Origin of the sequence: Winogradskyella schleiferi (assembly GCF_013394655.1) — a bacterium.
Taxonomy (GTDB): domain Bacteria; phylum Bacteroidota; class Bacteroidia; order Flavobacteriales; family Flavobacteriaceae; genus Winogradskyella; species Winogradskyella schleiferi.
Genome location: NZ_CP053351.1, coordinates 3,997,823 through 4,010,349 on the forward strand (window position 1 = coordinate 3,997,823; position 12,527 = coordinate 4,010,349).

Here is a 12,527-nt window from a genome sequence, read left to right on the forward strand (position 1 = left end):
ATAGAAAACCGCTCCTATTAACAGAACGGTTTTTCAAAAATTATCTTTTAATTTTTATTTACCTTAGTTGAGTTCAATACTTGTGCTACCAAGTTTTATATTTTCGTGAAAAACATTGATAAAATAATACCCTTTAGAAAATGGTTGATCGTCTTCATCTGCAACGATAGCTGAACAAATTTCTAAATTGTTATTATTATAAGCCACTACTTCTTTTTTACTGTAATTTAAAGATACATCTCCAAAAACTACTTCTCCTTTATCAGAAACCACATTACCTTCCGGACTTACAATTTGAATATAAATCGTTTTATTTCCTTTTAATGCTAACGGATTTTCATTGAGCGTAATGCAAACATCCATGGCATTGGCTCGCCTTGCACGATCTGTAAACCGTTTTTTATCGGACTTTAATTTATAAGATTGTACATTGACATTACTCGCTTTTAATATTGCGGCATTATCAATAGATTTATTTAAAGAATCATTAGCAACTTCAAGATTATTAATAGTGCTTGTTTTCTTTTTTATGGTATTTAATGCATAACGTTTTTCCTTCTGCAATTTTATATTCGCAGAATTAAGAGAGTCTATTGTACTCAGTAGTACCTTACTCTTTGACTTTAAAACTATAAGTTGCTCCTTAAACCTAGTAATTATGGATAAATCACTTTCTAATAATCTTAAAGAATCTAAGGCAGTCTTAGTTTCTTGTTTTGCTTCTTGGAGCTGAGAAGCCATAAGATTATAGTCTTGGCCTAGTTCGTCGTAACTTGACAACATGTCTGATAATTCGGTTTCTATCAAACTTTTTTCTTGTTCTAAAAATACTTCGTAGGATTCAATGGACTTATATTTGTCAAAGCTATATATTCCTAAAACAGTTAAAACGACCAATAAAGAACTTATAATTAATCTGTAGTTAAATAATTGAGGGTTAACTATCATTATTAATTTTCTTAATTTAATGCGAAATTAGAATTAATTGTATTACTACGTTATTTTATTCGATTAAGTGATGATAAACTTGTTAAACTTGTTCTTTCCTATTGTTTGCGAAGCTTGTAATAACCTATTATCTGACAATCAGGAGGTTTTATGCACAAACTGCAGACATCATTTACCTGTAACCAACTTTCATTTCAACAATGCAGAGGATGTAAAAAAGATAGTTTATGGTCGTGTAAAATTAGAAAATGCAACGGCATTAATGCATTTTTCCAAAAAAGGAATTGTTCAACAAATACTTCATAATTTAAAATATAGAGGCCATGAAGATATTGGTGCTTTTTTTGGTAAATGGTTAGGCGAAGAACTATCAACTTTAGATGCTTATAAAGAGATTGATGTGGTCATACCTGTACCTTTATACAAATCAAAATTAAGAAAGCGCGGTTACAACCAAGTGGCAAAGTTTGGACAAGAAATTGCAAAAGCACTGCATGCAGAGTATAATGATTCCGTATTAATTAAAACAAAATCGACCAAAACGCAGGTTTTTAAAACGAGGCTAAAACGCTGGAATGACGAAGGCGCCGTATTTGACATTTCAGAAAATAAATCTTTAGCTGGAAAACATATTTTATTGGTAGATGATATTATTACGAGTGGAGCAACAGTTGAAGCCTGTGCCACAGTTTTGTTAAAAACTGAAAATATTAAGTTAAGCCTCGCCATGATGGCAATTGCGGATTGATTTCCTGCTTGCCAGCAGACAGGTTTCGTTTCATACTAATAGAATAATATGGAAAATCTTACGTTTTGTATAAAGGTATTTATATCGTTTCTTTGTGCTAAATTATTTTAAATAGATGCGTTTACTTTTCGTACGAATTTTAAGTTTTATTTTAATTGCAATTAGCATTGCGAGTTGCGCTAATCGTGGCAATCCAACAGGAGGAGAAAAAGATATTGAACCACCTATTATCACAGAATCTGATCCAGAAAATTATTCTACTAATTTCAAGGGTAACGAGATTAGAATCTATTTTGATGAGTATGTTAAAATAAAAGATCTTAGAAAACAACTTATTATTTCGCCTCCAATGGATACGGCTCCCATTGTAACACCAGCCGGTGGAGCGAGCAAATATATTTCTATCACCATTCAAGACACCTTAAAAGACAACACCACCTATGCTTTCAATTTTGGAGAAAGTATTGTGGATAATAACGAATCCAACCCTTATCCTTATTATCGTTACGTGTTTTCTACGGGAGATGTTATCGATTCATTGTTTGTAAAAGGTTACGTTGAAGATGCCTTGCTGAAAGAACCAGATACCTTTGTTTCAGTGATGCTTTATGAAGCAGATTCTACCTATACGGATTCAATTGTGTACAAACAGAAACCAAGATATATTACCAATACACTTGATAGTGTGACGACCTTTAGCATCGATAATGTGAAAGCAGGAACTTACAAACTGATTGCTTTAAAAGACAAAAACTCAAATTACACCTTTGATCAGAAGAACGAAAAAATAGGCTTTAACGAAGGTTTTATTACAGTACCTGAAGATTCAACTGCTTCCAATAAGCTAACATTATTTAAAGAACGTGTAAATTTTAAAGCCATTAGACCAACACAGGACGGCGAAACCAGAATTATTTTTCCATACGAAGGCGATTACGAAAATATGAGAATTGAACTTCTAGGAGAGCAACCTGAAGGCTATAAAACACGAATTGTAAAAGATAAAGAAAAGGACACTTTATATTATTGGTACAAACCAAAATTTGAAATCGATACCACTTTTTTCACTGTTACCAATGGAAAACAAATTGACACTTTTAAACATCGCTTTAGAACTATAAAAGCGGATTCTTTAAAAATGACGGCTTTAACTAAAGGCACTTTGAATTATGAAGATGAATTCACCATGGAAGCCAATATTCCTTTATCTAAAATTGATACCACAAAAATCAATTTGATGGATAAAGATTCTCTTTCTGTGCCTTATAAAGTACAATACGATTCTATTTTTAATCGCTACAAATTTCCAATCGATAAACAAGAAGGTCAGAAATATAATTTTACGATGTTGCCTGGTACGTTTACCGATTTCTATGACAATTCTAATAAAGACACGTTGAATTATACGGTACGTACAAAGATGAAGTCTGAATACGGCAATATAAGGGTCAATCTCAGAAATGCTAAACTACCCTTAATTGTGCAACTCGTAAATGATAAAGGAGACGTTCTTTACGAGCGTTATGCAAAAGATTCGCCTGTAGTGGATTTTACCAATTTAGAATCCAGACAGTACAGTTTGCGTGCCATTTATGACACCAATGAAAATGGAAAATACGATACAGGAAATTACTTGTTAGGCATTCAGCCCGAGCGTGTTGCATATTCACAACCCATTGATCCAGTTCGTTCTAGTTTTGACTTCGTAATCGATTTTACATTAGCAGATTAAAATCATCTCTATCATTTAAGAAATTTAGTTTTTTTCGATATTTCTTGATATTGCCTTTTTCTAAAGTTACAATCTCAGTGGCGACTTCGTTTTCAACTAGAGCGTCTATTCTATTACCCAAAACATCGTAAGCCGCCGAATGACCAGAATATTCATAATTATTTCCATCCAGCCCTACTCTATTCACACCAATACAATAGGCCATGTTTTCTATGGCTCTTGCTTTTAAAAGGGCATCCCAAGCCTCAATTCTAATTTTTGGCCAATTAGCAACGTATATTAAAAGATCGTAGTCTTCAACATTTCTTGCCCAAACCGGAAAACGCAAATCATAACACACAAGTGGACAGATTTTCCAACCTTGATAATTGAAAATCACTTTTTCTGTTCCTGCGGAATATACTTTATGTTCGCCAGCTAAGGTGAATGTATGGCGCTTATCGTAGTATGTGATATTTCCTGAAGGCTCAACACAAACCATACGATTATAAAAGTTGTTTTTTTCGGAAATTACAAGACTTCCCATAACAGCAACTTGATTTGCTTTAGCTTTAGCCTTTAACCAATTAATGGTACTTCCATTCATAGTTTCAGCTACGGCAGTTGGATTCATAGTAAAGCCAGACGTAAACATTTCTGGTAAAATAACAAGATCGACACCAGTTGAAATGGCATCGATCTTATCATTTAATATACGTCTATTTTCTTCCGGGTTTTCCCAGACTAAATCCGTTTGTATTAAGGCAACTTTCAGAGCGTTACTCATCATTTATAATTTTCCTTTTGCTTTCTTTAGTTTAATGGTCAATTTTTCAAGTTTATCCAACCATTTGCGCTCATCCTCTGGAGACAACTTCCCTTTTCTCTTTAACTTTTCGTATTTGCTTTGGGATTTTTCGAGATTGCGCTCGGCCTTTTCAAAATTAGACTGCAACTTCTCTTTCTTCTTTAACTCTTTTTCAGCCTTTTTTAATTCTCTTTCTGCCTTTTTTTGAGCTTTTTCTGCTTTTTTGGCTTCTTTTTCAAGTTTTTCTGCTGCTTCTTTCCTTTTTATGTCTTCAAGTTTCATCTTATCAGAAATAACAATAGCTTCTTTTAAAATAAATTTTTTCTCCTCGTCAGTTAATGTTTCTGTGACATCCTTTCCTTCTAAGAAGATTTTTTCATCTTTGACTTCATAAGTTTTTCCATCGCTCTCAATCTTTTGAGCAAATGATGATAGTGAAAATGTTAGGATCAATAAGATGATATAGTAATTCATTGTGTTTATGTTTTTAGTATTTATTAAGTAAGACACAGGAATTTACAAAAAGTAACGCCCAGAATGCTTAAATTTTACATAAAATTTCAGCAGCTTTAACTAAAGTGTCATCGGTTTTGGCAAAACAAAAACGTAAGACTTTGTCATCTTTACCATTTTCATTAAAAACCGACAACGGAATCGATGCAATCTTAAATTCCTTGGTCAGTCGTTTCGCAAAATCTACATCGTATTCATCGGTAATTTCAGAATAATCCAATACTTGAAAATAGGTACCTTTTGAGGGTTGACATTTGAATCTTGATTCGGAAATTAAATTCAAGAATAAATCACGTTTCCGTTGAAAAAACGTACCCAAATTTAAATAGGTTTCCTCATCTTGCATATAATCTGCTATGCCTTTTTGTGCGGGATGATGCACAGAAAACACATTAAACTGATGCACTTTTCTAAATTCTGACATTAAATGCTCTGCTGCACAACAATAGCCAATTTTCCAACCTGTGTTATGAAAGGTCTTTCTGAATGAAGCGGTTATGAAACTGCGTAGTTTTAAATCGTGAAATAAACAGGCGCTTTGGTGTTGTGCATCATCAAAAACAATAGGTTCGTAAACCTCGTCGCTCAATACTATAATATTAGTGTTTTCAGTTAATTTCTGTAGTTGAAGCATATCATCTTTAGACCAAATGGTCCCACTTGGATTGTGAGGCGAATTGATGATTATCATTTTAGTTTTACCCGAAATTTTTGAAGCGACTTCTTCCCAATTAACTTTATAATTCGGAGCAGATAATTGAATAGGGATTGTTTTTCCTCCATTAATTTCAACGGCTGGTTCATAACAATCGTAAGCTGGTTTAAAAATCAGGACTTCATCTTTCGGTCTTATAAATGCTGAAATAATTGTATAAATTGCTTGGGTTGCTCCTGCCGTAACCGTGATTTCCTTTTCAGGGTGGTAGGTGCTTTTGTAAAGCAATTCATATTTATGGGAAATTGCCAAGCGTAAATCTAAATTCCCAGCCATTGGTGCGTATTGGTTGTAACCATTATTCATAGCTTTGGTTACCAAATCATTCAATTTTTGTGAACTAGGATAATTTGGAAATCCTTGCGACAAGTTTATGGCATTGTGCTCTTTTGCCAAAGCACTCATTACCGTGAAAATTGTGGTGCCAACGTTGGGCAATTTTGATTTTATATTCATAAAAAAGTAAGCTTAATCTTCCAAAACATTAAAGATATAAAACAAGCTTTTCTATCTTTACAAAAACTAAATAAATATTGATTATGCGCTTTTTAAAAATTCTTTTTCTTTTTATTGTTTTTCAAGTTTCGGCTCAACAAGGTGGTATGTGGATTCCTTCGCTTTTAGAAGGTATGAACGAAGACGAAATGCAAAGTTTAGGCAGTAAATTAACGGCTCAGGATATTTACGACGTAAACAATTCCAGCTTAAAAGATGCCATTGGTCATTTTAATGGCGGCTGTACAAGTGAAGTGATTTCAGATCAAGGTTTGGTGCTTACCAATCATCATTGTGGTTTTGGTCAGATTCAATCGCATTCATCTCTGGAAAACGATTATTTAAAGGATGGATTTTGGGCGATGAATTTGGAAGAAGAATTACCAAACAATGGCTTATATATTGAGTTTATTGTAAGTATTCATGATGTTACGGAAGTCGCACTAAAGGATGTAACCGATGCAATGACAGAAACGGAAAAGCAATCGCAAATTTCAAAAAACACCAATGCAGCGCTAAAGGATTGGCCAAGGGAATCATGGCAAGATGTTAAGACCAAAGCATTTTATGAAGGCAATCAGTATTTTCTTTTTGTAACGGAGCGTTTTGATGATATTCGTTTGGTTGGTGCGCCACCAACTAGTATTGGTAAATTTGGAAGTGACACAGACAATTGGGTTTTCCCTAGACATACTGGCGATTTTTCTTTGTTCAGAATCTATGCCGATGCTAACAATCGTCCTGCAGCATATAGCAAGGACAATGTGCCTTACAAGCCAAAGCATTTTCTACCTATCTCATTGGATGGTGTTGAAGAAGGCGATTTTACTATGGTATTTGGTTTTCCAGGAACGACAAGCGAATATTTACCTGCTGTTGCCATTGAACATATAACTGAAGAATTTAATCCCACAAATATTGCCATTCGCGAAGCCGCTCTAAAAGTCATTGACCAAAAAATGAAAGAAAGCGATGACGTACGGATTAAATATGCGTCTAAACAAGCGCGAATCGCAAATGCTTGGAAAAAATGGATTGGCGAAAATTTGGGAATTGAAAGAACTAATGCTGTTGAAAAACGTCGTGAATTTGAAGCGACTTTTACCAAAGCCTTAAAAGAAAAAGGATTAGAGGATAAATACGGAAACATTCTACCAGAATTTGATAAACTTTATGAAGAATTTGCGCCAATAAATATTAAGCGTAGAAACTTTATTGAAGTCTTTTTAGTGACCAACGAGCTAATGCAGATGACTTATAGAGCGTACCAAGTGGAACAAGCAATTCTCGACAATCCAGAAAACCTTGAAAGAGGAAAAGAATATTTAACTGGTCAGTTGAAAGGGATTCATAAAAATTATGATGTGGATTTAGACAAAGGTGTTTACCTAAATGTGATGCCTTTATATGGTAAACCTGTGGATGCTTCAATTTATGATAACACTGCTTTTACCAATTTGGATTCGGCTTTAAAATTATTGGAAGGCGATGCAGATGCTGTGATAAAAAATCTTAACAATGATGCGGCTTATGCTTATGCAAAACCTATTATTGCTGAGTTTTTTAATTCTATTGACGCTGAATACAAAGAAAGAAACGCTCCGATTACCGCATTACAAACCAAATATATGACGGCACTGATGGAAGCATTACCCAATGAGCGTTATTTTCCGGATGCCAATAGTACGCTTCGTGTGACTTATGGCCAAGTAAGAGGCTATTCGCCAAGAGATGCGGTTTATTATTTACCTGTTAGCCATTTGGTCGGTGTCATGGAAAAGTATGTCCCTAACGATTATGAGTTTGATGTGCCACAAAAACTAATTGATTTATACGAAGCTAAAGATTACGGTCAATATGCTGATAAAAATGGAAAAATGCCAGTTTGCTTTTTAGGCACCAATCACACCACAGGTGGAAACTCCGGAAGTCCAGCTATTGATGCCGAAGGTAATTTAGTCGGATTGAATTTTGATCGCGTTTGGGAAGGCACCATGAGCGATATGTATTATGATGCGGAAATCTCGAGAAACATTATGGTCGATTTGCGTTATGTGCTTTTTATTGTTGATAAATATGCTGGTGCAAAGCATCTGATTGATGAGATGGAATTGGTGCATCCTAAGCAGGATAGTGGTAAAATGAAGAAGAGCAAAAAGAGGAAGAGGAAGAAGAAAAAGAAGAAAAGCAACAAATGAGTTGGCAGTAGGCAGTAGCTGAGATGTAAATATTATGTAGACCTCACAGGTTTTTGAAAACTGTGAGATCTTTTTTCAATACTTAATATTGAAATTTAAGCGTCGGTTCGAGTGAAATTGCTTTTTTTGGGGCAATTTTGTATCTAGAACTCTATCATTAAAAAAGAGTTCAAATTTGTTCGATTGGTTTTGCCATATCCAAATACACCATCACATCGTTAATACAAGTTTTTAGATTATTTTTGACTTCGTGATCCCAAAATCTAAATATGGTAAAACCTAGTTCTGTGAGTTGGTCATTAACTTCTCGATCGCGCTGCATATTCCGTTCAATTTTGGGAATCCAAAACCCACGATTGGTCTTTAGTTTGTCCTTTCGTTCATCCCAATTATAGCCATGCCAAAACTCGCCATCAATAAAAATAGCCAATTTGTATTTTTTAATGCTTACATCTGGTCGTCCTGGTAGCTTTTTGCTATCTATGCGATAACGTACGCCTTTTTTCCAAAGTGCTTTACGAAATAACAGTTCTGGTTTAGTGTTTTTACCACGGATTTTGCTCATTACTTTTGAGCGTTTCTTTGTGGTATAGAAACCTGATTCCTCATTGAATCTTGGGACTTTTATTTTTTCTTCGGAATACATCACGTTTTCCTAAGATACTAATTTTAGGAGACTATTTCAATACTTCTACTCGCCATTATAATTACTAAAAAAAAGCCCTGATTCCTCAGAGCTTCTAATTTTATAAATTATGTCAACGATTTAAGGAAGGTTAATCCCTAGACATAAAGATTCTTAAGATATACCAAAACAATAACATCAAGGATGCAAACAAGCCTAATGCTGCTGGAATATAATCCTCAACACCATATTTTTTAACCAAATTAGACGTTTGGTATAAAATAGAACCTCCTGCTAATAAGCACATGGCTACAGAAAACCATAAACCTAAGTTAAAGCCGAAAATTGTTCCTGCTATAATTAAACCAATGGCTATAAAGAAACCAATGGTCAATCCTGTTTTTAAGAATGAAAAATCGGTTTTTGTCATTAAAACTGCAGCCGATAATCCAGTAAATAAGGCTAAGGTCACAATAGCTGCTTGGTTAAGAATTTCCGGACCTGATTCCATATAGAACGCAGCTATATATATCATCGGCACAAAAATTAAAGCTTCAAAAAATATGTAAATACCATAAGCCAAATATTGCATGTTCTTATCTGATGTCCGCAATGCCATACCTTCCGCGTAATTTGTAGCGAGCATAAAACCACCAAGCATTAGCAACCATTTATAACCTTCAGTCATTGATAGCATAAAATCTACTATAGTATCGCTTTGCAATAAAAGATATTCAAATAAAATAAAAGCAAGTACTCCGCCTGCAACGTGTGCGTACGTTTTTTTGTAAAAGGCAACACGATCAACATCTGAAAGACTGCCAATCATGATTTTTCCTTGGGATTCGTTTGGGAATTGATTTTCCATAATGTAGTTTAGTTTAGAAGAACTAAAGTAAGTGTTTTCGTCATATCGTACAAAAAAGCCCTGATTTTTTTCAGAGCTTTTATATCTTTTCTTATTTCCTCAATCAGTTTGGTTTCTTTCCCGATCGCAATCGGGACTAAAAGCGACTTGTGCTGAACTTGTTTCAGTAAGCAGTCTAGACTTTATTTTGAAATTAATCTCTACCACCAAAAACTTGAAGTGCCCAATACAACAACGAAGCCAATGCACCAATTGCAGCCACCAAATAAGTCCTTGCCGCCCATTTAAGTGCGTCTTCAGAACCAGCATATTCTTCTGGTGTTACCATATTCTTGTTTTTTAACCAAGCCAAAGCTCTGTTACTTGCGTCGTATTCTACAGGTAAGGTGATAAAGCTAAATAATGTGGCAAAGCCCATAAAAACCAGACCTGCAACAGCAACCCAATAGCCTAGGCCGACTCCGGCAGCAGCTCCTAAAATTAAGCCACCAATAACTAACCATTGCGACATCCCAGAGGTCACACTTACAATGGGTACCAAAGCAGAACGCATACCTAATGCACTATAGGCTTGTGCATGTTGTACAGCATGGCCACACTCGTGGGCAGCAACCGCAGCCGAAGCCGCATTGCGTTGGTTGTAAACCGATTCACTTAAGTTAACGGTTTTATTTTTTGGGTTGTAATGATCTGTTAATTGTCCTGGTGTAGAAATCACTTCTACGTCGTAAATACCGTTATCAGCCAACATCTTTTCTGCAATCTCTCTTCCTGATAAACCGTTGCGCAATTGTACTTTAGAGTACTTAGCGAATTTACGTTTAAGTTGATTACTAACTAACCAGCTCACTAAGGCAATAGCACCAATCAGTATGTAATATCCCATCATTCCACTCATAATTCGAAAGTTTTAATTTATGTAAATTTACTAAATGGATAGCAAATAATAAGCCAAATTAAAGTTAAGAACTTAAATTTGGCTTTTGTCATATTTCGGTATGTCAGAAGTGCAGTTTACATGGCATCAACAGACCAGTTGAAGGCTTCAGCAATTTCTTCATATACAATCTTCCCTTTCACAACGTTTAATCCTCTAGCTAAAGTTTCGTCGTTTTCACAAGCTTTTTCCCATCCTTGGCTTGCTAAACGTAGCACGTAAGGTAAAGTAACGTTGGTTAATGCCAAAGTGGAAGTATATGGGACAGCTCCTGGCATATTAGCCACACAATAATGAACCACATCATCAATGATATATGTTGGATCTTCGTGCGTTGTGGCTCTGGTGGTTTCCATACAACCGCCTTGATCGACAGCAACATCGACGAGTACAGTTCCTGGTCGCATGTCTTTTAGCATATCGCGCGTAATTAATTTAGGTGCTTTTGCACCTCTTAATAAAACACCACCAACAATTAAATCGTGATCTTTAATGCGTTTTCTGATATTGTATTCGCTTGAAAATTCGGTCACCACATGACTTGGCATCACATCATTGACGTAACGTAACTGTTTCATGTTAATATCCATAACCGTTACATGAGCGCCTAAACCAGCTGCCATTTTAGCCGCTTGAATACCAACTACACCAGCACCTAAAACCAATACTTTTCCTGGTGGCACGCCTGGAACGCCTCCTAATAAAACACCACGACCTTTAATCGGTTTCTCTAAGTATTTTGCGCCTTGTTGGATGGCCATTCTTCCGGCAACCTCAGACATTGGAGTTAATAATGGTAAGGTGCCGTCTTTGTCTTCAACGGTTTCATATGCAATACAAACCGCTTTGCTCTTTAACATCGCTTTGGTCAAAGGTTCGCTAGAGGCAAAGTGAAAATACGTAAACACCACATGATGCGATTTTATTAAGGGATATTCTTCGGCAATTGGTTCTTTAACTTTTACAATCATTTCGCTAGAGGCATAGACCTGTTCAATGGTGTCTAAGACTATAGCGCCAGCATCTATATAATCGAGATCCGAAAACCCACTGCCAAAACCAGCGTCTTTCTGAACGTAAACTACGTGCTTATTCTTCGTTAATTCGAAAACGCCTGCAGGTGTCATACCAACGCGGCTTTCATTGTTCTTGATTTCTTTTGGGACTCCAATTTTCATTTTTTGTAGATTTAAAATTTAATAGCGTTTGGAAATTACTATTAAAAAATCAGTCTATCCAAATTTGGATATAAAGTTCAAGTGATTTTTACGGAATTAATAGTTTAAAGCCTGTTTTTTGAATAATATTTAGTACAACACTGATTTTGAATACAATATGATATTCGATGAACGAAATATTGTATCGATGATGTGTTTTTTGGAAGGTTCTCGATACAAAATTGCAGAAAAAGCAATTTCACTCGAACTGACGAATGATTTATATAATTTTTTTGCGCTGCGTCACTTCGAGTGATTCCGATCCCGAAATTTTTCGGGATCGGAATTGTATCGAGAAGTAATAGTTAATTAATTTCTTCTATTACTCTAGTTACTCGTCCGTTTTCAAAATGTAGTATTAGATAGGCTTTTTCACCTCCGGAAAAAGTAGGTCTATTACCTAGATAATAACTAAAAAAAACTTTTTCATCTGAGTCGTAATCTCCTGGACGCCCCAGTAACGATTTAATTTCTTCACTCGTTTTTCCAATACAAATTTCACTATCAATGATGATATCTGCCAACTTATAGCGTTTTGCAGGTTCTTCTTTCCATAGCTCTTCACTAAAACTTAGATTAAATTCATGAGTGAAAATTGTAGCTAAAACAAATGCCGAAAAAAATATTAAACCAACCTGATTAACCAAATTATTTCGATAATCAAAATAATCCTTTAGTCCTTTCCGTTGCTTTTTAATTGACGGTTTTGCTAATGTGGGTTTATTTGATGACATTTGGTTAGTC

At 35.1% G+C, this 12,527-nt stretch carries 12 protein-coding genes; 3 read left to right on the forward strand and 9 right to left on the reverse strand.

From position 1 onward, the window contains the following. Positions 1–63 precede the first annotated feature (63 nt). Positions 64–948 (reverse strand): hypothetical protein, encoded by an 885-nt coding sequence (locus HM990_RS17245; protein WP_178990765.1) that lies wholly within the window; start codon positions 946–948, stop codon positions 64–66. A gap of 70 nt (positions 949–1,018) precedes the next feature. On the opposite strand from HM990_RS17245, the gene HM990_RS17250 reads away from it, so the two are divergent. Beyond that, a complete protein-coding gene (locus tag HM990_RS17250; RefSeq protein WP_317166916.1) occupies positions 1,019–1,696 on the forward strand; it encodes a ComF family protein in 678 nt (225 codons plus the stop codon). Positions 1,697–1,811: 115 nt separating this feature from the next. Continuing rightward, positions 1,812–3,428: an Ig-like domain-containing protein gene (locus HM990_RS17255; protein WP_178990769.1), complete on the forward strand. Its 1,617-nt coding sequence runs from the start codon at positions 1,812–1,814 to the stop codon at positions 3,426–3,428. Here HM990_RS17255 and HM990_RS17260 read toward each other — a convergent pair. The 3 genes from HM990_RS17260 to HM990_RS17270 form a co-directional block, all read right to left on the reverse strand. Continuing rightward, positions 3,412–4,194, reverse strand: coding sequence for an amidohydrolase (locus HM990_RS17260; protein ID WP_178992075.1), 783 nt, complete (start codon positions 4,192–4,194; stop codon positions 3,412–3,414). The genes HM990_RS17255 and HM990_RS17260 overlap by 17 nt on opposite strands. A gap of 3 nt (positions 4,195–4,197) precedes the next feature. Further along, entirely contained in the window at positions 4,198–4,689 is a 492-nt protein-coding gene (locus HM990_RS17265; RefSeq protein WP_178990770.1) for a hypothetical protein, read from the reverse strand. Positions 4,690–4,756: 67 nt separating this feature from the next. Next, positions 4,757–5,899, reverse strand: coding sequence for a methionine aminotransferase (locus HM990_RS17270; RefSeq protein ID WP_178990772.1), 1,143 nt, complete (start codon positions 5,897–5,899; stop codon positions 4,757–4,759). A gap of 83 nt (positions 5,900–5,982) precedes the next feature. Between HM990_RS17270 and HM990_RS17275 the strand changes: the two genes are divergently transcribed. Then, entirely contained in the window at positions 5,983–8,136 is a 2,154-nt protein-coding gene (locus HM990_RS17275; RefSeq protein ID WP_178990774.1) for a S46 family peptidase, read from the forward strand. 169 nt (positions 8,137–8,305) lie between these two features. Here HM990_RS17275 and HM990_RS17280 read toward each other — a convergent pair whose 3' ends face one another. The 5 genes from HM990_RS17280 to HM990_RS17300 all read right to left on the reverse strand — a co-directional run bounded on the left by HM990_RS17280 (position 8,306) and on the right by HM990_RS17300 (position 12,517). Further along, positions 8,306–8,782: a very short patch repair endonuclease gene (locus tag HM990_RS17280; protein ID WP_178992076.1), complete on the reverse strand. Its 477-nt coding sequence runs from the start codon at positions 8,780–8,782 to the stop codon at positions 8,306–8,308. Positions 8,783–8,912: 130 nt separating this feature from the next. Further along, positions 8,913–9,629, reverse strand: a complete 717-nt coding sequence (locus HM990_RS17285) for a Bax inhibitor-1/YccA family protein (protein WP_178990783.1) — start codon at positions 9,627–9,629, stop codon at positions 8,913–8,915. A 193-nt stretch (positions 9,630–9,822) separates the two neighbouring features. Then, entirely contained in the window at positions 9,823–10,518 is a 696-nt protein-coding gene (locus HM990_RS17290; protein WP_178992077.1) for a zinc metallopeptidase, read from the reverse strand. Positions 10,519–10,643: 125 nt separating this feature from the next. After that, positions 10,644–11,744, reverse strand: a complete 1,101-nt coding sequence (gene ald / locus HM990_RS17295) for an alanine dehydrogenase (protein ID WP_178990785.1) — start codon at positions 11,742–11,744, stop codon at positions 10,644–10,646. Between the two features lie 344 nt (positions 11,745–12,088). Beyond that, entirely contained in the window at positions 12,089–12,517 is a 429-nt protein-coding gene (locus tag HM990_RS17300; RefSeq protein ID WP_178990787.1) for a hypothetical protein, read from the reverse strand. Positions 12,518–12,527: the final 10 nt, after the last annotated feature.

What these genes read in the sequence shown, in the direction of transcription:
- HM990_RS17245 (WP_178990765.1), bottom strand. Translation starts at nt 948, where the DNA reads ATGATAGTTAACCCTCAATTATTTAACTACAGATTAATTATAAGTTCT.
- HM990_RS17250 (WP_317166916.1), top strand. Translation starts at nt 1,019, where the DNA reads ATGATAAACTTGTTAAACTTGTTCTTTCCTATTGTTTGCGAAGCTTGT.
- HM990_RS17255 (WP_178990769.1), top strand. Translation starts at nt 1,812, where the DNA reads ATGCGTTTACTTTTCGTACGAATTTTAAGTTTTATTTTAATTGCAATT.
- HM990_RS17260 (WP_178992075.1), bottom strand. Translation starts at nt 4,194, where the DNA reads ATGAGTAACGCTCTGAAAGTTGCCTTAATACAAACGGATTTAGTCTGG.
- HM990_RS17265 (WP_178990770.1), bottom strand. Translation starts at nt 4,689, where the DNA reads ATGAATTACTATATCATCTTATTGATCCTAACATTTTCACTATCATCA.
- HM990_RS17270 (WP_178990772.1), bottom strand. Translation starts at nt 5,899, where the DNA reads ATGAATATAAAATCAAAATTGCCCAACGTTGGCACCACAATTTTCACG.
- HM990_RS17275 (WP_178990774.1), top strand. Translation starts at nt 5,983, where the DNA reads ATGCGCTTTTTAAAAATTCTTTTTCTTTTTATTGTTTTTCAAGTTTCG.
- HM990_RS17280 (WP_178992076.1), bottom strand. Translation starts at nt 8,782, where the DNA reads ATGTATTCCGAAGAAAAAATAAAAGTCCCAAGATTCAATGAGGAATCA.
- HM990_RS17285 (WP_178990783.1), bottom strand. Translation starts at nt 9,629, where the DNA reads ATGGAAAATCAATTCCCAAACGAATCCCAAGGAAAAATCATGATTGGC.
- HM990_RS17290 (WP_178992077.1), bottom strand. Translation starts at nt 10,518, where the DNA reads ATGATGGGATATTACATACTGATTGGTGCTATTGCCTTAGTGAGCTGG.
- ald (WP_178990785.1), bottom strand. Translation starts at nt 11,744, where the DNA reads ATGAAAATTGGAGTCCCAAAAGAAATCAAGAACAATGAAAGCCGCGTT.
- HM990_RS17300 (WP_178990787.1), bottom strand. Translation starts at nt 12,517, where the DNA reads ATGTCATCAAATAAACCCACATTAGCAAAACCGTCAATTAAAAAGCAA.